Origin of the sequence: uncultured Algibacter sp. (genome assembly GCF_947487605.1) — a bacterium.
GTDB lineage: Bacteria > Bacteroidota > Bacteroidia > Flavobacteriales > Flavobacteriaceae > Algibacter_D.
Map to the genome: position 1 here is coordinate 192,601 of NZ_CANKXK010000001.1, position 22,739 is coordinate 215,339.

17 protein-coding genes are annotated in these 22,739 nt (G+C 33.7%); 8 read left to right on the plus strand and 9 right to left on the minus strand.

Annotation, left to right across the window (positions count from 1 at the left end):
- Nucleotide 1: 1 nt before the first annotated feature.
- The 3 genes from Q0739_RS00885 to Q0739_RS00895 form a co-directional block, all read right to left on the minus strand.
- Nucleotides 2-559, minus strand: coding sequence for a hypothetical protein (locus tag Q0739_RS00885; RefSeq protein WP_298236808.1), 558 nt, complete (start codon nt 557-559; stop codon nt 2-4).
- 7 nt (nt 560-566) lie between these two features.
- Nucleotides 567-1,979, minus strand: coding sequence for a M20/M25/M40 family metallo-hydrolase (locus Q0739_RS00890; RefSeq protein WP_298236809.1), 1,413 nt, complete (start codon nt 1,977-1,979; stop codon nt 567-569).
- A 73-nt stretch (nt 1,980-2,052) separates the two neighbouring features.
- Nucleotides 2,053-2,931, minus strand: coding sequence for a PPK2 family polyphosphate kinase (locus Q0739_RS00895; protein ID WP_298236810.1), 879 nt, complete (start codon nt 2,929-2,931; stop codon nt 2,053-2,055).
- A gap of 123 nt (nt 2,932-3,054) precedes the next feature.
- Here Q0739_RS00895 and Q0739_RS00900 point away from each other — a divergent pair, with 123 nt between their 5' ends.
- Both Q0739_RS00900 and Q0739_RS00905 read left to right on the plus strand, forming a co-directional pair.
- Complete coding sequence (locus Q0739_RS00900) at nt 3,055-3,786, plus strand: hypothetical protein (RefSeq protein ID WP_298236811.1); 732 nt, start codon at nt 3,055-3,057, stop codon at nt 3,784-3,786.
- 162 nt (nt 3,787-3,948) lie between these two features.
- Nucleotides 3,949-4,146 carry a hypothetical protein gene (locus Q0739_RS00905; protein WP_298236812.1) on the plus strand — a complete coding sequence of 66 codons (198 nt, stop codon included), beginning with the start codon at nt 3,949-3,951 and terminating at the stop codon, nt 4,144-4,146.
- Between the two features lie 304 nt (nt 4,147-4,450).
- On the opposite strand, the gene secDF is transcribed toward Q0739_RS00905, so the two are convergent.
- The 4 genes from secDF to Q0739_RS00925 all read right to left on the minus strand — a co-directional run bounded on the left by secDF (nt 4,451) and on the right by Q0739_RS00925 (nt 10,440).
- Nucleotides 4,451-7,432 carry a protein translocase subunit SecDF gene (secDF, locus tag Q0739_RS00910; RefSeq protein ID WP_298236813.1) on the minus strand — a complete coding sequence of 994 codons (2,982 nt, stop codon included), beginning with the start codon at nt 7,430-7,432 and terminating at the stop codon, nt 4,451-4,453.
- 177 nt (nt 7,433-7,609) lie between these two features.
- Entirely contained in the window at nt 7,610-8,227 is a 618-nt protein-coding gene (locus tag Q0739_RS00915; protein WP_298236814.1) for a hypothetical protein, read from the minus strand.
- A gap of 72 nt (nt 8,228-8,299) precedes the next feature.
- The gene (mdh, locus tag Q0739_RS00920) at nt 8,300-9,226 is read right to left on the minus strand and encodes a malate dehydrogenase (RefSeq protein ID WP_298236815.1); all 927 of its coding nucleotides are present in this window, start codon (nt 9,224-9,226) and stop codon (nt 8,300-8,302) included.
- A gap of 197 nt (nt 9,227-9,423) precedes the next feature.
- Entirely contained in the window at nt 9,424-10,440 is a 1,017-nt protein-coding gene (locus Q0739_RS00925) for a DUF6588 family protein (protein WP_298236816.1), read from the minus strand.
- Nucleotides 10,441-10,551: 111 nt separating this feature from the next.
- On the opposite strand from Q0739_RS00925, the gene Q0739_RS00930 reads away from it, so the two are divergent.
- Nucleotides 10,552-11,316 carry a membrane metalloprotease gene (locus Q0739_RS00930; RefSeq protein WP_298236817.1) on the plus strand — a complete coding sequence of 255 codons (765 nt, stop codon included), beginning with the start codon at nt 10,552-10,554 and terminating at the stop codon, nt 11,314-11,316.
- A gap of 157 nt (nt 11,317-11,473) precedes the next feature.
- On the opposite strand, the gene gyrB is transcribed toward Q0739_RS00930, so the two are convergent.
- Complete coding sequence (gene gyrB, locus Q0739_RS00935; protein WP_298236818.1) at nt 11,474-13,423, minus strand: DNA topoisomerase (ATP-hydrolyzing) subunit B; 1,950 nt, start codon at nt 13,421-13,423, stop codon at nt 11,474-11,476.
- 1,067 nt (nt 13,424-14,490) lie between these two features.
- Here gyrB and Q0739_RS00940 point away from each other — a divergent pair.
- The 4 genes from Q0739_RS00940 to Q0739_RS00955 all read left to right on the plus strand — a co-directional run bounded on the left by Q0739_RS00940 (nt 14,491) and on the right by Q0739_RS00955 (nt 20,289).
- A complete protein-coding gene (locus Q0739_RS00940; RefSeq protein ID WP_298236819.1) occupies nt 14,491-14,757 on the plus strand; it encodes a hypothetical protein in 267 nt (88 codons plus the stop codon).
- Between the two features lie 2 nt (nt 14,758-14,759).
- On the plus strand, nt 14,760-16,160 hold the full coding sequence (locus Q0739_RS00945; RefSeq protein ID WP_298236820.1) for an amidase family protein: 1,401 nt from the start codon (nt 14,760-14,762) through the stop codon (nt 16,158-16,160).
- On the plus strand, nt 16,160-19,504 hold the full coding sequence (gene gatB/aspS / locus Q0739_RS00950) for a bifunctional amidotransferase subunit GatB/aspartate--tRNA ligase AspS (RefSeq protein ID WP_298236821.1): 3,345 nt from the start codon (nt 16,160-16,162) through the stop codon (nt 19,502-19,504). Before Q0739_RS00945 ends, gatB/aspS begins: the two co-directional genes overlap by 1 nt.
- 242 nt (nt 19,505-19,746) lie before the next feature.
- Nucleotides 19,747-20,289 (plus strand): DUF2911 domain-containing protein, encoded by a 543-nt coding sequence (locus Q0739_RS00955; protein ID WP_298236822.1) that lies wholly within the window; start codon nt 19,747-19,749, stop codon nt 20,287-20,289.
- A gap of 160 nt (nt 20,290-20,449) precedes the next feature.
- On the opposite strand, the gene Q0739_RS00960 is transcribed toward Q0739_RS00955, so the two are convergent.
- A complete protein-coding gene (locus Q0739_RS00960) occupies nt 20,450-21,079 on the minus strand; it encodes a 7-carboxy-7-deazaguanine synthase QueE (protein WP_298236823.1) in 630 nt (209 codons plus the stop codon).
- Nucleotides 21,080-21,182: 103 nt separating this feature from the next.
- Between Q0739_RS00960 and Q0739_RS00965 the strand changes: the two genes are divergently transcribed.
- Nucleotides 21,183-22,727 carry a helicase HerA-like domain-containing protein gene (locus Q0739_RS00965; RefSeq protein WP_298236824.1) on the plus strand — a complete coding sequence of 515 codons (1,545 nt, stop codon included), beginning with the start codon at nt 21,183-21,185 and terminating at the stop codon, nt 22,725-22,727.
- Nucleotides 22,728-22,739 lie beyond the last annotated feature (12 nt).

Sequence of the window (22,739 nt, forward strand, 5' to 3'; positions counted from 1 at the left end):
CTCAATCTCTAAGTTTTCCAGCAAAAACACTAACATTCGAATTAAAAGGATTACCAGAAGCACGCCTAAGTAAAACAATTTGACCAGTGTGCCACAATGCGTCTGATATTGGACCATTAATTAGATTCCAAAACGGAAATCTATTATTATCAAACTCAGATAAATCTTTACTCTTTAATAAAATATCTGAAGCTTTTTTAAAGTTTAATAAGGTTGCTTTTCGTTTCTCCTCGAAACTAACAAATTCTACTTCTTCTGTTTTACCTGTATCTTTCAATAAAGTTTTTAGTATAAAACTCGAAAGTCCATATAAATGATCGAGGTTTTCATTGGCTGTTCTACCTGTTTCACTTGGTTTATAAGCTAAATCGGTCTCTGTTAAACCTTCTGTTGCCCAATAATATCTAAACCCTAAACCATCAACCATTCTAGCTGCTACAGCACCAGGTGTATATGTTTCAGGAGTAATAGAAATATCAGAGTAAGGTAATTCATTTTCATCTTGAGCAAAAATTGTTACTGAAAGTAGTAAAACAAATAGCACTGTTAGTTTTTTCATTTTAATTCTAGTTTTTTATTGTTTCTAAATTTGAAATTGGATTTACACCATACTTATCAAATAAATATACCAAAGAAGTCATTGTTGCAGCTCCTAATTCTAATTCTCTTTTATTAACCGCATCGAACGTATCATTACTAGCATGGTGATGATCGAAGTAGCGTTGTGAGTCTGGACGTAAACCTGCTAAAACCATAGCATCACTTTTTAAGGGTCCAATATCTGCTCCACCATAACCTTTTTCAAAATAATGAATTAAATATGGTTTGAATAAGGGTTTCCATTGTAAAACTTGATTAAAACTGGCATCATCACAATCAAAACTAAACCCTCTAGGAGTAAACCCTCCAGAATCACTCTCTAAAGCAAAAACATGTTTTTCGTTTTTCTGTTTACTTACCTCTGCATATTTATTGCCTCCACGCAAACCATTTTCCTCATTCATAAACAAAACAACGCGAATACTTCGTTTTGGTTTAATGCCAACTTCTTTTAACAAGCGCAATACTTCCATAGATTGAACAACTCCTGCCCCATCGTCGTGTGAGCCATCACCTAGATCCCATGAATCTAAATGGCCACCAACGAGCATGTATTCGTTTGGAAACTCCGATCCTGTAATTTGACCAATAACATTATAAGACAAGACGTCTTTTAGCTGCTTACAACTTTGTTTAAAATAAAAGCTTATGGACTTATTTAACTTAAGCATAGCACTCAATAATTCAGCATCATTGGTACTAATTGCTGCTGAAGGTATACGTTCACTTACTGGTAAATCATCATATGTCATCGCGCCTGTATGTGGTAAATCGTCAAGTCTCAAATTCATTGATCTAACAATAACACCAACAGCACCATACTTTGCAGCTTCTACTGCCCCTTTATACCTTTGATCCACACAACCTCCATAAGCTTCAAACGTATGAATTAAATCTGGCTGCATCGGACGATTATAAAATACTATTTTGCCAGCTATTTTTTCTTCGCCAAGAATTGCCAATTCTTCAAAATTTTGAACTTCTACTACCTCTGCTTTTAAACCAAGTGATGGTGTTGAAACAGAACCACCTAATGCACATATATTAACTATAGATGTTTTACCAGAACCCGATTCGATATATGCATATTCCTTAGCCCCACGAATCCATTTTGGCACCATTACTGGTTGTAACCAAACTTTATCTAAACCTAATTTTTCTAGTTCCTCCTTAGTCCATGCAACTGCCTTTTCTGCGCCATAAGAGCCAGATAAGCGACTACCTATTTGATTGGATAAGAAATTTAACCAATGATAACTTTGCCCATTAGTTAAAGATGTTTTATAAATATCTTTAATAACTTCTTCATCTGTTTGTGAAATAGAATTAAATGAAAATGTAAGAAAGCAAACTGCTATAAGTAATCTAAGATTTACCATAAAATATAACGTGAAATTTAATGACTAAAATACCATTTTATAAAAGCTTTAGTCTAAAAGAAATCATAAAAAACTACTCACTCATTAGTTGTTGCTTATACAATTCAATATTGGCCTTAATATCATCATCCAATTCAGGTTCTTGTATATCTGTATATGTACTAAGCGTATCGTATATTATTTTAGCTACTATATAGCGTGCCGTAGGTTTATCATCGGCTGGAATATTATACCAAGGAGCATGTTCTTTTGAGGTTCTATTAATGGCATCTTCATAGCAATCTTGGTATTTTTCCCATAGCCTACGTTCTTTTAAATCGCCTGGTGAAAATTTCCAATTCTTCTCTTGCTTCTCTAAGCGCCTTAAAAGACGATTTTTTTGTTCTTCTTTAGATAGGTTTAAAAAGAATTTAAAAATAATGGTACCATTATCTGCTATATGTTTTTCAAAATTATTAATTTGTTCAAATCGCTTATCCCAAAAAGCGGCATTTATATCTTCAACCGAATTAACAGTTGGTATGTTCTCCCCTAAAATATACTTTGGGTGTACACGAGTTACTAAAACATTCTCATAATGTGTTCTATTAAAAACTCCAAATTTACCACGTTCTGGAAGCACAATATAATGACGCCACAGATAGTCGTGATTTAACTCCACTTCGGTTGGTACTTTAAAACTATGAACTTGAATACCTCGAACATTAAATTCTTTAAAAACTTCTCTAACTAAGCTATCTTTTCCAGAAGTGTCCATCCCTTGTAAACATATAAGCACCGAATATTTACCGTGCGCATACATTGTATTCTGGAGTTTTCCTAGCTTCTTACTAACATCATTTAGTTCGTCTTCTATGATATTTTTAGAAGCTTCTAAATTGTAAGTTGATGATTGGGTTTTTATTTGAATTGGTGATTTTATTTTAAATTCTTCAAGGTTTATTTTCTTCATAAGTATATTTCAATTTTAAAATTCTATAAATATACTAAATCCATTTTTTCGATGAAACACATGTGTTTTAACGATATTTTTAATACATTCGTCGTTAATTCATATAAACTTAACCTAATTATTATGGAAAAATCTTACTTTATTGTGTTGCTATTTCTAGTTTCTACACTTTCAATTGCACAATCTAAATGTGAAGATGCAGACTCAGACTTACTCTATGCCTATTCTCATGTGAAATCGGCATATAAATCGAATAATATTTCTCATTTAAAATATTATTCAAATAGATCATTAGAAGCTTTTGAACGTTCTAAAGAAAAACTAAAAGCATGTGGCTGTAATAGTGCCTATGACTTAGCTTACGATGGTGCAAAACTTTTAGTCCATGTTGAAAAAGCTAACACCTATGAAGATGGGCGTTTTTATGTAAAACGTGCTCGCGATATTGCTCAAAAAAGTATTGTCGAACTTGACAAATTCACCATTTTGACAAATGAAGAAGAAGAGCTTTTGACTTTAGAGTCTGAAAAAGATAAACTTGAACAATTACAAAATGAATTGAAAGAGAAAGAAGCAGAAATAAAAGCAAAACTTGCGCTTCAAAAAGAAAAGGAATCTAATCTTAAAAAAGAACGCTTAATTAATACTTATAAAGAAGCTATTGCAAATAATATAAAAACGTACAATAATATCTTAGAAATTTGTGACTGCGATCCTAGTACTTTAGCTGATATAAAACCAAAAGAAGAAAAAATTGCAGATAAAAGTGTTGAAGAAATTAAGCTATTACTAATAGAAAACATAAAGGGTTTAACTACAAATTATTTGTCTCGCTTAGATCTTTGTGATGAATAATTAGGTAGAAAAAAACTCATATAAAAATCAATTAAAAGGGATTAGTGTCACGACTAATCCCTTTTAATTTCATAATTGTTTCTATAAATTTTTTAAAGTATCGTATTAATTGTTTCTATTTTAAATGTATTATTATCAGTTTTTTTACTGTTATTTTGAAATATGAAAAAAACAGTAATCATTCAAGCTAGCTCTAGAAGTAAAGGAGATACTAGCAAAATTGTAGAATATATAAAATCGAAAACTGATGTTGATGTTATAGACTTGAGAACAAAAAACATTGGTCATTATGATTATGATGTAGGCTTCCCTAAAAATGTAGACTCCCGTGTTTTAGGGAAGGCTACCCACAAAGTATAAAAAAATCAGTTAACAAATCCGATGCTATTACTATTTAAGACAATGGGGAATTAAAACAAATTTATAAAGCACCAGACTAGTTATCAAGGCAATATAATCTTGCAAAATTTAGTAAAAGAAGATAGTCTAAGTCGTATTCATGTATAAGAATTTCTTGAAGTTTAATAAATTCATACATTATTAGATTATTCTAACGCAGCATTGATTTTCAATATAATAGACGTGATATTTTATAAATGTTCCTAAAAAAAATCGTCTAAAAATTCCTTTTTAGACGACTTCATTACTTAGAAAAAAATTTGAGTTAGTCTTTCTTCTTTCCTTCTAGTTTATTTACTGTATCATACATAATTGGTGTCGCAATAAATAAAGACGAATATGTCCCTACTATCACACCCACAATTAATGCAAACATAAATCCTCTAATAGAATCTCCACCAAAAATAAAAATAGCAAGTAATACTACTAACGTTGTTAATGAGGTATTTAATGTTCTACTTAGTGTACTACTTAATGACGAGTTTACTACACGATTAAATTCCCAGCTTGTATGTTCGTTAAAGAATTCACGAATTCTATCGAATACAACAACCGTGTCATTTAATGAATAACCAATTACTGTTAATATCGCCGCAATAAAAGCTTGATCTATTTCCATATTAAATGGCATAAACTTGTATGTTAAAGAGAATATCCCCAATACAATTAATACATCATGGAATACTGCCGCAACTGCACCAAGCGAATATTGCCATTTTTTGAAACGCAATAAAATATACAAAAACACTACGATTAGTGAACCTAGAATTGCCCAGAATGATGCTTGTTTAATATCATCGGCAATAGTAGGGCTCACTTTGTAATACTTCATTAAACCTGTAGTTTTCGTATCGGCATCACTTATAAAATCTTCATAAGATATACCTTCTAAATGAGGAATTAAAGCATCATATAATGATTTTCTAATTTCTTCATCTACCTCAGCTCCAGTTTCATTTACTTTATATTTTGTAGTAATTTTTAATTGATTTGCATCGCCAAAAGTTTTAGCATCTGCACTACCAAATGCATCAGTTAATGTAGCTGAAATTTCTGAAGGACTAACATCCTGTGCAAAACGTACTTGATAGGTTCTACCTCCAACAAAATCGACCCCTTGGTCTAGTTTATTAACTATTAATGACCCTAAACTTAAAGCAATAAAAATTCCCGAAATAACATAAGCAATCTTACGCTTTTGTAAGAATTTAATATTTATATTTCTGAAGAGGTTTTTAGTAATTGCTGTAGAGAAATCTAGTTTTCCTCCTCTATTTACGTACCAGTCAACTAATAAACGTGTGATAAAAATAGCTGTGAATAATGATGTACCAATACCAATTAACAAGGTTGTTGCAAATCCTTTAATAGGACCTGTACCAAATATAAATAAGATTAAAGCTGTTAAACCTGTGGTAATATTTGCATCTAAAATAGATGATAAGGCATTACTAAATCCATCTTGAACGGCTTCTTTTTGCCCTTTTCCTTTAGTAAGTTCTTCACGAATCCTTTCATAAATAAGTACATTCGCATCTACCGACATACCAATTGTTAACACAATACCTGCGATACCTGGTAATGTTAATACTGCTCCTAATCCTGATAGAATTCCGAATATTAAAAGTATATTTAATAACATGGCTATATCAGCAAAAATTCCTGCCTTACCATAGTAAAAAATCATCCAGATAAGCACTAAAGCTAATGCAATTAAAAATGACGTCGTACCACTATCAATCGCTTCTTGACCTAAAGATGGCCCGACAACCTCACTTTGAATAATATCTGCCGATGCTGGTAATTTACCTGCTCGTAATACGTTTGCTAAATCAATAGCTTCATTTAAAGTAAAATCTCCAGAAATTGAAGAACTTCCACCTGCTATAGGTCCTGTAGTTACTCCAGGAGCGGAATAAACAACATCATCTAAAACAATGGCAATTTGGGATCCTTGGGTATATGCCTTTCCTGTCATTTCTTCCCAAATCTTGGCTCCTTTAGCATTCATTTGCATAGATACTTCGGATTTTCCTGTTGGTCCAAACTGATTTCTAGCATCGGTTACAACCGCCCCACTTAATTGTGGTATGTTATCTCTATTACCAACTAAAGCATATAACTCTACTAATTCGTTATCCTTCTCTGGTTTACCAAAAACAAATTTTGCATAACGTTGCTCTACTGGTAATAAAGATCGAACTTCTGGCATATTCAAGTACTCAAGAATAGTTTCTTTATCCTTTAGTTCAAATCTTCCAATAACAGGACCTCCTTGATAACCTGGTCCTCTAAATAAATCTAATAAAGGGTTCGCTACTGCTACAGTTGTAGAATCTGTTTCAGCTTCCCCTAAAAGATCATCAATAGCTGCATCTTGGGCATCTTCTTCATCTTGACTTTCAATTTCGTCTGTTTCTGTTTGTACATCAACTATACCCTTTAAAGTCTCATTAGCTTGTGTTAAAAAACCAAAAAATTGCTCGCCTTTGTAAGCATCCCAAAACTCTAGTTGTGCTGTACTTTGTAGTAATCCTGTAGCACGTTCTACATCTTTTACACCTGGTAATTCAACTAAAATACGTCCAGAGGTACCTAAACGTTGAATGTTAGGAGATGTAACTCCAAATTCGTCAATACGCTTTCTTAAAACCTCAAAAGCAGAAACGATGGATTCATCAATTTTAGTTTCAATAATTCCTTTAACCTCATCATCTGTCATGGTACCATCAATCTCTCCGTCTAATGCTTTGGTATAAAAAATATCTGGAGACGCTAACTTTGTGTCTCCTTTAATAGCATCAAATGATGTGAAAAAATCTTCTAAATAGGTGTTCTGGCTATTTTTCTGAAGTTCGGTTGCATCTTCTAGTGCTTTATTAAACACAGGGTCTTTACTATTATTAGCTAACCCTTTTAAGATATCTTTTACTGATACCTGAAGAATAACGTTAATACCTCCTTTTAAATCTAAACCAAGGTTCATGGCTTTAGATTTAACATCATTATAAGAAAATTTCGCAATACCAATATTAAATACCGTATCGGTTGCTTTAGCTTCTAAATAATTAACTTCTTCTTGACTTCTTTTAGCACGATAATCATCCTCTGTATCAGGCACGGCATTTATTGCTACTTGTTCCGCTTCCGCTTCAATTTGATTTGCTTTGAATGTAAATGATAATTGATAAATACTTACCAATCCAAACAAAAGCGCGAATAATTTTACTAATCCTTTATTTTGCATTTTTCTGTTTTTAAGTCAAATTTAATGTGAAAAGCAATTATGAAATTCACTATTAAACTTGACAATTTATTATGTTTAATTGAAATAATCTCTGCTATTCCTTAAAATGGAACAGTTTTTTTGTGATATGTTTTTTTAGAATGTTTTAAAACTGAAAATAGTTTCAAATCAACCAGATTAACAAGCAGGTCCTGCTCTAACTTCTGGAATGTATTGTAGTGTATTCTTTATTGCTAAAGCAATAGTACTATGTATTTTTAATGCTAATAATATTTCTGTATCACCTTTTTCAGAATTGGATGCTAGAACAGATGCACCCATTTTAGGTTTGAAGAAGCGATCTGCTTTAGGCTTTAACTCTGAAACAGCAATTCCGTTTAAATCGGAATCGGCATCGGCTGTTTTTTGAATTTCATAAACATCGAGATTATAAGCAATAGTCTCATCATGCAAAGGGAAATTTATAGGCGCTTCTTCATCGTCATCAGAAGACGCTTCTAATTCGGCTCGTATTCTTTTTGAAAGGAGTCTTTTAATAACTGTAACATCTGCTTCACTGTAATAAGTGATTTTTAATGTTCCTTTATCATTTTCCTTAACCTGAAAATTATGAACACCAACATTTTGCAATTCTTCCTTAACAATTGCAATGGTAATTTTGGTATCTTCTAAAGCTAGTTTTACGTCATTAAATTGTAAAACAATTTCTTGATTAGGGAGCGTAACTTGCTCTCTATCAATAATGCCAAGTACGGCAAGTAGAACCACTAAAGTACCTATGTACCATTTTTTCATGCGCCAAATATAAAAAAATAAAGACTGTATCACTACAGTCTTTAAATAAATATCAATTTAATAGGTTGAATCTTATACGTCTAATAAGCCATTAGTCTTTTTAACACCTTCGGCACTTGCCTGCATATGTGCTTTTTCAGCATCACTTAAAGGAACGTCTACGATTTTTTCTATTCCATTTTTACCTAAAATAACTGGCACCCCAATGCAAATATCATTTAAACCATATTCACCTTCTAAGAATGTAGAACATGGAAACATTTTCTTTTGATCACAAGCAATAGCTTGAACTAATCCACTTACTGCCGCTCCTGGCGCATACCATGCAGAAGTACCTAATAATTTGGTAAGTGTTGCACCGCCAACTTTAGTATCTTCTTTTACTTGATTTAGTCTATCTTCACTTAAAAATTCTGATACTTTTATACTATTTCTTGAAGCTTGAGATGTTAACGGTACCATACCAGTATCGCTATGTCCACCAATTACCATTCCATCTACATCACTTATAGGCGCTCCTAACGCTTCTGCTAAACGGTATTTAAAACGTGCAGAATCTAAAGCACCGCCCATGCCAATAATTCTGTGTTTTGGAATATTAAGCGATTTATGAGCCAAATAAGTCATCGTGTCCATTGGATTACTTACTACAATAAGAATCATGTTAGGAGAATGCTCAAGTAAGCTGGTAGAAACTGCTTTTACAATTCCAGCATTAATACCAATTAATTCTTCACGTGTCATTCCTGGTTTACGAGGAATACCAGAAGTAATCACACAAATATCACTATTTGCTGTTTTACTATAATCGTTAGTAACACCAGTAATTTTGGTGTCAAATCCATTTAAAGATGCACATTGCATCAAATCCATGGCTTTACCTTCGGCATACCCTTCTTTAATATCTAATAAAACGACTTCCGAAGCAAAGTTTTTAATTGCAATATACTCTGCGCAACTTGCTCCTACTGCTCCTGCTCCTACTACTGTAACTTTCATAAGTTTATATTTAAATTATTTTTGATACGTTTAAAAATTCTTGTCAAAATTCATAAATTTTAACTACTTAAAACATGACTTATGTTTGTTTTGTCATTATAAATTTTGAAACACAAAAGTATGAATTAAAATACTTTTAATGAAAAAAGCATAAGATTAAATCCTATGCTTTTAACAGTAATTTTATGTTTAAATTATTATCTAAAACTAAAAGCCATTCCTGCTGAAAAAGTATTATACTCTTGAAGTGTATAACTTCCATAAATCTTAAAAAAACCTAAGCTTAATCTAGCACCTAAAGTTGCTCCAAAACCACTTGCATCAAAATCTAAATCTATTGGATCATTCACCGTTTCGCTAACCACATCATTAGGCGAAGGTAATCCTGTATTATATTCAAGTACATAAGAACCTAACATTTTTAAAGAAGAGTTGCCACCACTATAACCAACTCCACCATAAATATTTATTATAGGGAAATTTAATGATGCTATACCCTGAATTGTCAATGAATTTAATTTGAATTCTGCTAGTTGGTTTTGACCTGGTATTTCACTTCCATCAATGTTATAATCTACACCCATTGTTGTGAAAGCTCCTAAAATAGAAACATGCAATGGTAGCTTTTCTAATGGCCCAAAAATGCTTGTAATCTCCTTTTTTAGACCTAAGCCAAATAAGTTTCCTTTTACATCATCATCGCCAACTTTTGGAACCAAACGTAGCATGACATCAAACTTATAAGGTAAACCTAAACTTACTTGTATAGCAGGAGTTGGAATTGCATTTAAGGGTAAATCATCTTGAATTCCCTCAGGCATCTCAAAAGACGTTGTTACTGGTTGTCCATTAATTATAGTTCCTACATTTATAATTGAACCAACACCCGAACCCGCAATTGTAGGCGAAGTCACCGACCCCAATGGTAAGTTTACAGATTCTAATCCAGAAAGTGTAAAAATTTCATCCTCTGTTGGCACAAAGGATGCGTTAAGACCAATAGATATATCGAATCCTAATTTCTTGTGAACTTCGGCTGTATGATACCAGCCACTACTCATGCCATATATCAATCCTGTCATAGCTGGTTTAATATAAGCTTTGGTCAATTTATTAGCATCTTCGGTTGCAGCCAATAAAATACTCTCTAATTCTTGCGACTTTGAAACTTGAATTCCGAAAATCAATAATAAAAGTAAGGTTAAATTTTTCATCTGTTTATTTAATTTGGTTGTAACAAAAATATAACATTTTTCACACAAAACAACTTTTAATCGTTAAAAAAATACATTTAATCGGATTTTTACTATATTAGCAAGAAAAAAATGAAAAATAAAGTACTTATTTTCCTTTTACTCTTAATCTTTATATACAGTTGTTCCAAGGACACAGTTAATGAAGAAGAAACTGTAAACATACTCGATAATAGGCAATCAACAGGAAGTAGTGCTAATGATATTTTATCTGACGACTTGTTTACAAGTATTGTAATTGAGCTTGTTTATGTTCAAGGATTTGAACCATCTCAAAATACTATTAATAATTTTGTATCATTTTTACAAGCAAGAACGTTTAAACCTAACGGTATTACAGTTGAAAAAAGAGAAGTACCTTCTCCGGGTGTAGAAATTTACTCGATTGATGACATAGCAGATATTGAAAGAGAACAAAGAACCAAATACAACAAAGGATCCCAACTTGCAATTTGGGCTTATTTTTCTGATGGCAAATCTGAAAATGATTCTGAACAAGATAATACAGTTGTTTTAGGTACTGCTTATTGGAACACCTCATTTGTTATTTACGAAGAAACTATTCAAGGCTTAAGCAATAGCCCTTTTGAGCCAGATCGTACTCTACTAGAAACAACCGTTATTAATCATGAATTTGGTCATATTCTAGGTCTTACAGACTTGGGTTCGCCCATGCAAACAGAACATGAAGATGAAACGCATGAAAATCACTGCAATGTAGATAGCTGCTTAATGTATTGGGCATCCGAATTTGGCATTGGAATTAACAACATGAGCTCTATTCCTCAATTAGATTCGCAGTGCATTGCAGATTTACAGGCAAATGGTGGGCGATAAAAAAGAGGCTGTCTAAAAAGTCATTGTAATTTCATTTGTCAGGTTGAGCCTGTCGAAACCGATATTGATTATCAGTAAGTTAAAAACATTTCGACAAGCTCAATATGGCATCGAACTTACTTTTTAGACAGCCGCTTTATTTTAAAAACTGTACTGTCTATGCATCAATATTGGCATAAACTGCATTTTTCTCTATAAACTCTCTTCTTGGAGGTACTTCATCTCCCATAAGCATCGAGAAAATACGATCTGCCTCAGTTCCATTGTCTATTTGAACTAGACGCATGGTTCTAAACTCAGGATTCATGGTTGTATCCCAAAGTTGCTCCGCATTCATTTCTCCAAGACCTTTATAACGTTGAATTTTAGATCCATCACCAAATTCAGATACTATATCATCTCTTTCTTTATCAGACCATGCATATTGCTTTTTTGCCCCTCTTTTAACTAAATATAACGGCGGTGTCGCAATATAAATGTGTCCTGCTTCTATAAGTTCCTTCATATATCTAAAGAAGAAAGTTAATATAAGTGTAGCAATGTGGCTACCATCAATATCGGCATCACACATAATTACCACTTTATGGTAGCGTAATTTTGAAAGATTTAAAGCTTTACTATCTTCCTCCGTACCAATAGTTACACCTAAAGCTGTAAATATATTTTTAATCTCTTCGTTTTCAAAAACCTTATGTGTCATGGCTTTTTCAACGTTTAAAATTTTACCTCTTAGTGGCAAAATAGCTTGAAACGCTCTATCACGACCTTGTTTAGCAGTTCCACCTGCCGAATCTCCCTCAACAAGGAATACTTCACATTTTGCAGGGTCTTGCTCAGAACAGTCACTTAATTTCCCAGGTAAACCACCAATACTCATTACCGTTTTACGCTGCACCATTTCACGAGCCTTTTGGGCTGCATGACGCGCTTGAGCTGCTAAAATTACTTTCTGTACAATAATTTTTGCATCATCAGGGTGCTCCTCTAAATAATCAGTTAACATTTCAGAAACTGCTTGACTTACAGATGCAGAAACCTCACGGTTACCTAATTTTGTTTTCGTCTGTCCTTCAAACTGTGGTTCTTGAACTTTTACCGAAATAATAGCCGTTAAACCTTCGCGAAAATCATCACCAGCAATATCAAATTTCAATTTATCTAACATCCCAGATTCATCCGCATATTTCTTTAAGGTATGCGTTAATCCACGACGAAAACCAGATAAATGCGTTCCACCCTCATGGGTATTAATGTTATTTACATACGAATGTAAATTTTCAGCATAAGAGGTATTATAAATCATAGCAACCTCAACAGGTACACCATTTTTCTCACCTTCAAAAGCAATAACATCTTTCATCAAAGGTTCTCTAGTAGCATCCAAATACTTGATAAATTCTTTTAAACCTTCATCAGAATGAAATGTTTCACCCTCAAACTCACCATCTTCTTTCTTAGTCCTTCTATCAACTAAATGAACCGTAATTCCTTTATTAAGAAAAGCCAACTCACGCAATCTGCTCGCCAAAGTATCATAACTATACTCAAGCGTTTGGGTAAAAATAGTAGGGTCTGGTCTAAACGTCACCGTAGTACCACGTCTATCAGTTTCGCCTACAGTTTTTACAGGATATAATGCTTTTCCGCGCTCATATTCCTGCTCATACACATTTCCATTTCTATAAACCGTAGCCTTTAAATGTGCCGATAACGCATTCACACAACTTACACCAACACCGTGTAAACCACCAGAAACCTTATAAGAATCTTTATCAAATTTACCACCAGCACCAATTTTAGTCATTACAACCTCAAGTGCCGAAACCCCTTCTTTTTTATGCAAATCCACAGGAATACCACGACCATCATCCTCGGTAGTAATCGAGTTATCCTCGTTAATAATCACGGTAATATTATTACAATGTCCCGCCAAAGCCTCATCAATCGAGTTATCTACAACCTCATACACCAAATGGTGCAATCCACGCACACCAACATCACCAATATACATCGATGGTCGCATACGCACATGCTCCATCCCCTCTAAGGCCTGAATACTATCAGCCGAGTAATTATGCTTATTAAATTCTTCTTTAGGTTCGCTCATATTATTATTTAAAATTGTTTATTTCTATTATTTCTTATTTTTATTATTTGGGCGTTACCACAAGGGTCGGGCTTTCCGCTACAAGTCCTCGCACCTCCTAATGTCGGGCTGTGGGCTTTCCACTGCAATCCCTAACGCACGCATCCGCCAAATTCAAACCGCAAAGCTATCATCATTTTCTATTTGCAAAAGCAAAAAACATTTCACGATAAAAATTCAACTTTAAAAAGGCCCCGATTTACATCGGGATTAATTCAACTTACTATTTTAATTTCGGTTTTCATCCCCATTAAAACAGAGTTTTATTAACATAAAAAAAGACGCCCAATAGCATCCTTCTGAATACAAACAAATATACAAAATTTTAAGCCTTTTTAAAAGCATTTTAACGAGGCAAATCAATAATTATCAACAATTGTTAATTACTAAAAAGTCGCTTAAATCGCCTAAAAAGCACTTTAAAATAGATTTCTTGGGTTTTAAAGCAATTCTAAAAAAAACAAAAACACAAAACGCCTTAAAACTAATTTTTAAGCCTCAATTTTAACATGTTTTCATCAACAATTAAAACCCCCAAAGGTTTCAAAAGCCTTTTAGATTTTTTTCAAAATGCAATAAACCATACCTACAAGGTTTTGTAAACCTAGCAGGATAAACCACCGATTAATTGCTTTCCAAAAAAGAAAACTAATCTTCGCCATTTTAGAACAACATTTTTCCTCCTAAAAAGAAAAGATTAAGGGATGTATCAGAAAAAACCCATTAAAATAAACAAGCAATTCCCATAATTAAGCTAACAACCTTTCAAATTAACTTTAGCTTTTTTAATAATTTCACAATATCCTACAGGATATCAGTAAAAATAGTGTGTACTCTATTTATTCTATATATATTTGAAGGCGTTTAAAATAACAATGAGAAATAATAACAATAATAATAATTTCAATAATCCTAATTTTTAGGGTTCGGAAGGTTATTGTTTAAAAATATATAAAGCCTTCCGATATCGGAAGGCTTTTTTTTGAGATTGATTTAAAACAATCTCTATAATTTAAAATTGATAAAAGATGAGTAAAATTATGACCGTTGACGTATTGTCGAGCATTAAAGGCGCGCAGCCATCAGAGGCTGTAAACAAATTATTTGAGGTTATTAAAAAAGCCAATACCACAAATAATAATGCTTTTAATAATCATAATAATGCAGTGTCTTTAAACAATTTAAGAGACGATGTGGTTATAGATAGTTCTGCCACAGAAAAACAAATCATTATCGAGAACTTCCCAAAAGAAAAAAACGGCTATTTAGTAGTTTCTAAAGTTATAGAAGAATAATTATGAGTTCGCAAATACATCACATTCATCAGCAATTGATGAATAAAGACATCTCTTGTACCGCGTTGGTTCAAGAAAAATTAGACCTACTAAAACAGAATACTAACAACACCGTTAATACCCTACTAGATACTCTAGCCTTAGATTTAGCGGCCAAAGTAGATGCCAAAATTGCAAATGGCGAAACTATTGGTTTACTAGAAGGTATTCCGTTTGGTATTAAAGACGTGTATATGGTTCAAGGTACATACACTACGGCGAGTTCTGATTTGCTAAAAAACTACAAATCAGCATACACAGCAACAGCCATTCAAAAATTATTAGATGCTGGGGCTATACCTTTAGTAAAAGAAAATTGCGATAGTTTCGGTCATGGTTCGTCATCAGAAAACACCATTTTTGGGGCAGTTAAAAACGCTATTAACCCCGATTTAGTTGGTGGTGGTTCTAGTGGTGGTTCTGCAGTAAATGTCGCTAAAGATTATACGGTATTTTCTATTGGTGGCGATACAGGTGGTTCTGTGCGCCAACCAGCTGGTTATAATAATGTGTATGGTTTAAAACCCACTTACGGGCGTATTTCGCGTTACGGATTAATGGCTTACGCCTCATCAACCGATTGTGTTGGCCCTATTGCAAAATCTATCGAAGATATTCGTATTGTCCTAAATATTATGAGTGGTAAAGACACAAAAGATCAAACCACTTATGCGTCTGCAGACATATCTCAAGAGGTTATTTCATCTTCAGAAAATATTAAAACAGTCGGGTACTTTAAAAACTTTATAGAAACTGATGCTATTGATGCCGATATAAAATCTGATTTTTTAGCGACTATCGAAAAAATAAAAGCTAAAGGCATCGAAGTTAAAGCTTTAGATTTCTTTGAATCTGAAACTTTAGTATCAACATACTATACTCTGGCGATGGCAGAAACCGCCTCTAACCTTTCCAGATTAGATGGCACCAATTATGGTAATCGTATTGAAGGTGATAATTTAAAAGAAACCTATTCGGTAACACGTTCTGAGAATTTTTCAGAAGAATCAAAACGCAGAATTGTTGGTGGAAACCAAGTGTTATCTCAAGGATTTTCAGATGAAATCTATTTAAAAGGATTAAACCTAAGAGATAACATTTCTGAAAATTTTGAAAAAGATTTTGAAGAAGTTGATATCATCATATCTCCAGTTACACCAAGTACACCGCCTAAAATTGGCGACAGTTTAAAAGACCCGCATGCCATGTATTTATCTGATGCATATACCGTTGGTTTTAGCTTAGGGCAACTACCAACACTAACCGTACCACAAGGTACTGCAACAGGTTTACAAATTACGGCCGCAAAACATAATGACGAACTCGTTTTGAAGTTTGCTAACTTCTTAAAAGACACGATATAATGGATTTAGAACAATTAAACGATTTGCTTAAAAAGCATGAATTAGAGTTAGTAATAGGTCTAGAAACACACGTTCGGTTAAATACAAAAACCAAGTTATTTTGCTCTTGCGCTAATCAGGAAATAGAAACCCCTAATCAAAATATTTGTTCGGTTTGTACGGGACAAATGGGTGTTTTACCAGCCATTAATAAAGAAGCCATTAATAAAGCTATTTATTTTGGTAAGGCAGTAAAATCTACTTTTGAAAACGATGTGATTTCTTGGGACAGAAAGCATTATGAATATCCTGACAATCCAAAGAACATCCAGATTACGCAGTTTCACAACCCTGTTATTCCAGATGGGCAAGTCTCTTGTTTTCGTAATGATGGATCGCAATTTACGGTAAACTTAACACAAGTACATATTGAAGAAGATGCAGCTAAATTAATGCATGAAAAGAAGGTGTCTTTAGTCGATTTTAATAAAGCTGGTGTCCCTCTTATTGAAATTGTTACCGAACCTTGTATTCGACATATTGAAGATGCTTCAACCTACGCACAATACATTCAGCGCATTGTTCAAAATTTAGGAATCTCTGAAGCTAACCTTGAAAAAGGAGAATTCAAATCGGATGTTTCGGTATCACTTCGCAAAAAACACGATTACAATTTAAATCCACGTACCGAAATAAAAAACTTGAACTCGTTTAAGTTTATGGTTGAAGCTTTAAAAGAAGAAGTTGAAAAACAACTCAACTATTTCTTAGAGCATAAAGAATTTAGACCAGACCAAACTACCGTATTATGGGATGCCGAATTGAAGCAAACCAAAACCATGCGTAAAAAGGAATTTGAAGCAGATTACCGTTTTATTTCGGAACCTGATTTACCTTTTGTAAGTATAAAAGATGTGGTAGAGTCTATTGATGTCGATTTAAGCACACTGCCTTTTGCAGTAGAATCCATTTTAATAAAAGGTGGTGTTTTACCGCAAGATGCAAAGTTTTTTACAGCAGATTCATTGCGCTCTGAAACCTTTGTTGCGATTAACAATGTGATTAAAGACGCTTCGTTTGTTGCAAAAACATTAGTTAATAACATTGCTGCAGATGATTATGCAGACATTCATAGCATTGATCATTTAATTGAAATTTTTCAATTATTTAAAGACGAAAAAATCACATCGGTTTTAGTACAAAACGCTATAACATCTTATTTAAAAGATAGAAGTTTTGATTACAACCAATATTTTGAAGACAATACCATTTCTGAATCTCAAATTGAAGATGCTATCGCAAAAGTCATTTCAGATAATGAAGCCATAGCAAACGACATACGCTCTGGAAACCAAGGAAAAGCTGGTATTCTTGTTGGAAAAGTTATTGGAATTATTGGAAAAGGGGCGTCTGGAAAAGTGATTCGCAAAAGTATTCTTGATGCACTTACTGGAGAGGACGGAAGCACGAAGTCAAAAGACGGAAGCGAAACTAATGTTAGGATAAACGCAGTCGAAGCCCAAACAAAAACCAAAAAAGACGAAGAAGTTCTACCTGAAATCCCAATTATCATCAAAGACAGCTATCGAACTCATGTCATTTCTGATATTACGGATGATAGCATCAACAAAAATGTAACATTTTCTGGATGGGTGTCTAGCGTGCGCGACCATGGTGAGTTAATCTTTATTGATTTACGCGATTCGAGTACACAAGTATTTCAAGTGCGGTTAAGTAGAGAATCCTTTGACAATTTAGATGAGTTAGTAAAGCTTAAACCCGAAACTGTTATTAGCGTTTCTGGAACGATTGTGCAACGTAAAGAAGATGATTACAACACCGCATTAAGAACGGGTAAAATTGAATTAGAAGCTAAAGATTTAGAAATTTTAAACCTTTCTAAAACCTTACCTTTTGAAATCAAACGCGCGACTAAAACTAATGAAAATGTTCGTTTTCAATATAAATATTTAGACCATAGGAATAATGATGTGCGCCGTGTGATAGTTAACCGCCATAAGGTTATCAAACTTATGCGTGATATTTTAGACGAACAAGATTTCTTGGAAATTGAAACGCCTATTTTAAGTGCAGGAACCGATGAAGGCGCTCGCGAGTTTATTGTACCAACACGTAAACAAGCAGGATCGTTTTATACCTTACCACAAGCACCTCAGCAATTCAAGCAAATGTTAATGGTAAGCGGTTACGAAAAGTATTTCCAAATCGCTCGTTGTTTTAGAGATGAAGATTCTCGTGGCGATCGTCAACCAGAGTTCACACAGTTGGATATTGAAATGGCGTATGCCAGCATGCAACAAATCATTGATTTGAATACGCAAATGTTTAACAGTATAGTTGAAAACATCTATGGTAAAAAATGGATTTTACGTCCGTTTGAAGTCTTGACTTACAAACAAGCCATGGACGATTATGGTTGTGATAGACCAGACTTACGCTTTGGTTTAAAACTACAAGATATTACTGAAATTGTAAAAGACACCACTTTCCAAGTATTTAGTAAACCTATTGACGAGGGCGGTATTGTAAAATGCATTAAAGTTTCTGCTGAAGAACAAGGTAGTAAGCGTTTATCAAAAGGGCAAATAGAAAAACTAACAGCATTGGCACAAAGTCATGGTCTTGGAGGTTTAGCATACATTATTGTTAATGAAAACGATTTACAATCGCCAATTATTAAATTTTTAGGCGAAGATATTGCTGCAGGTATCATTAAAACAACAAATGCGCAAGTTGGCGATATTGTGTTCTTTTCTGCAGCAGATTATGCAACAGCTAATAAAGCTTTAGATGCGGTTCGTCAAGAGCTTGGTAATATGTTACGCTTAATCAACCCTAAAGAATTAAGACCAGCTTGGGTGATTGATTTTCCGATGTTTGAAAAAACAGACGAAGGCCGTTGGACGTTTACGCACAATCCTTTCTCTATGCCTGCTATTTATGATATTGACAAACACATGAATGGAAACGAAGAGGAAATTGGAAGCATCATTGCACAACAATACGACCTTATCTTAAACGGTTACGAAATTGGTGGTGGTTCTGTGCGTGCCCACAAACCTGAAATTTTGGAAGCTACTTATAAAAACATGGGCTATAACAAAGAAGAAATGATGAAGAGTGTTGGCACCATGTACAAGGCCTTCCATTATGGCGCACCTCCACACGGTGGTATTGCCTGGGGTGTAGATCGATTAATGATGATTTTAGAGAAAAAAGCATCTATTAGAGAAGTAATGGCATTCCCAAAAACTGGAACTAGTGAAGATTTACTCTTTGGAGCCCCTTCTCAGTTATCTGATAAAAAAGTGGAGGAGATGAATGTAACGGTGATACGTAAGTAAACTCTATACTTAGATTATTTAAAAGAGACTGTCTGAAAAGTAAGTTCGATGTCATATTGAGCTTACTTTTCAGACAGTCTCTTTTACGTTAAGGATTATAGTAGATTAATGGTATGAAGATTACCAAGTTATGAATTTAAAAGGCATAGACTGTAAACTTTAACATTACTAAACGACTTTTATAAAAACTTTAAGACAATTTCACTTTAACTTTAAGCAATTCTAAAAATTAATAAGACATTATGAAAAAATCAACACTATTTACTACAATCGCCTTCGCATTTATTATGCTATTAAGTACGAATGTAGATGCTCAAAAATTCAGAGGATTAGACAAAAGCCCTATGGATGCTGCGTCTTTCCCTGCTAGTTACAAAGTTTCAGATAAACTTATAAAAGTAGTTTATAGTAGACCTCAACTAAAAGGAAGAGAACTTAGTTCCTTGGCTCAAAATGGAAAAGTATGGCGTACAGGTGCTAATGAAGCAGCTACGATTACACTTTATAAAGACATGAAAATTGGAGAAAAAGCAGTTAAGGCTGGTACTTATGGGTTATTCACTATTCCAGGTGACAACGAATGGACTATTATTTTAAATACCGATGCTAACATTTGGGGATCCTATGCTTACAGCGAGGCAAACGATGTGGTTCGTGTTAAAGCTGCTACTTCAAAAGGTGAATTGCTTGAAGCATTTTCTATAGCTTTTGAAGAGGTAGACGGTGGAGCTCATATGCATTTAGGCTGGGGAACTACACGTGTAGCAGTCCCTTTTAGCAAATAAATTAAATATATCTATTGAAACAAAAGAAGCTGTCTGAATAGTAAGTTCAATGTCATATTGAGCTTGTCGAAATATTTTTAACTACTGATAATCAATATCGGTTTCGACAGGATTAACCTGGCAATTCAAATTATAAAAACTTTTCAGATAGCCTCTTTTTTTATGGTATATTCAAATACTTATGCGTTTGCAAAGACACTTTCCACTTTGGGTTTGACATAACATAATCCACAATCTCAGGAACAACTTTGTCTCTTTTACTCCATTCAGGCTGTAAATATAGAATGCAATCTTTATTAACTTTAGTGGCTTGTTCTTCTGCAAAACGAAAATCGTCTTTATTGTAAATTATCATTTTAAGTTCATCTGCCTTTTCATAAACTTCTTGAGTAGGTAATTTTAGCTTCTTTGGCGATAGACAAATCCAATCCCAAACACCTGTTAATTTATAAGCACCAGACGTTTCAATATGAACTTGCATGCCTTCTGCTTTTAATTGTGTTGTTAATACAGTCATGTCCCATGTTAATGGCTCTCCACCCGTTACAACAATAGTATCGCTATACTTTTTGGCATTTTCTACAATTTTAGATGTTTCGGTTGGAGGATGTATATTGGCATTCCAGCTTTCCTTCACATCACACCAATGACATCCAACATCACAACCACCTATTCTAACAAAATAAGCCGCAGTTCCTTTGTGGTATCCTTCTCCTTGAATGGTATAAAACTCTTCCATTAAAGGTAACATCTGACCTTTATTAACTAATAATTGTAGTTCTTTTTTCATCGTGCGCAAAGATAGAGCATTGTAATCAAATTGTTCAAAGTTTTGCATATCTTGTTCATTTCTATTCACACAGAATAGTTATTTTTATCAAAATTTAGTTCTTATGAGTAAAACCGAAGATTTTTTTAATTATATAACCGAAGGCAACAAAACAAAAGGTGATTTTATTCCTATTGGTGCTGCCATATTAGATGGTAAAACTGTTACAGGCGCTCATGTAAAAATCCCATTAAAAACCATGAATCGACATGGGTTAATCGCAGGAGCAACAGGTACAGGAAAAACAAAATCTTTACAAGTATTTGCTGAAAACTTAAGTAATAAAGGAATTCCAGTTTTATTAATGGATATAAAAGGTGACTTAAGCGGGTTGGCACAACCGAGTCCAGGACATCCAAAAATAGACGAACGCCACGAGAAAATAGGTTTACCTTTTGAACCAAAAAGTTTTCCTGTTGAAGTATTAACGCTTTCTGAACAGAATGGTGTAAGACTTAGAGCTACGGTAAGCGAATTTGGACCTGTTTTATTATCGCGAATTTTAAATTTAACAGAGGCGCAATCTGGAGTTGTTGCCGTTTTATTCCAGTACTGTGACGATAATAAGTTACCTATTTTAGATTTAAAAGATTTTAAAAAAATATTACACTACGCCACTAACGAAGGCAAACAGGAATTTACAAAAGCATACGGTAGAATTTCAACTGCTTCTACAGGAGCTATTCTTCGAAAAATTATTGAATTAGAACAACAAGGCGCTAGTTTATTCTTTGGCGAAACTTCATTTGACACACAAGATTTATTGCGTATTGATGAAGATGGTAGAGGCTACATTAATATTATTAGACTAACAGATATTCAAGATAGACCAAAACTGTTTTCAACTTTTATGCTAAGTCTTTTAGCAGAAATATATTCTACATTTCCAGAACAAGGAGATAGTGATAGACCAGAACTAATTATGTTTATTGATGAGGCACATTTAATCTTTAATGAAGCCTCTAAACCCTTAATAAATCAAATTGAAAGTATTGTTAAATTAATCCGAAGTAAAGGCGTTGGTTTATATTTTGTAACTCAAAACCCAACCGATGTACCGGAAGCTGTTTTAGGTCAATTAGGATTAAAAGTACAACATGCATTAAGAGCTTTTACAGCAAAAGACAGGAAAGCTATTAAGCTTACGGCTCAAAACTATCCAGATTCAGAATATTACGATACAACAGATGTTTTAACTTCTTTAGGAATTGGTGAAGCCTTGGTATCTGCCTTAGACGAAAAAGGTCGCCCTACCCCACTTGCCGCAACTATGATGCGTGCGCCAATGAGTAGAATGGATGTATTAACCGATTTAGAACTTAATTCTCTTTTATCTGAATCGAAACTTGTAAAAAAATATAATACAACAATAGATAGAGAAAGTGCCTATGAAATGCTTAATGAAAAAATTAAGTTAGCAGAAGCAGAAGAAGCAAAAGAACAAGCCAAAAAAGAACGCGAAGCACTTAAGAAAGCAGAGTCTAAAAGAAAAGCTCCTGCAACCAGAAGACGTAGTAGTACCCGAATGAATCCCATAGTTAAAGTTTTAACCAGTGCCACATTTATAAGAAGTGTTTTTGGTATTTTAACTAAGGTTATGAAAAAATAATTTCAGTAAATT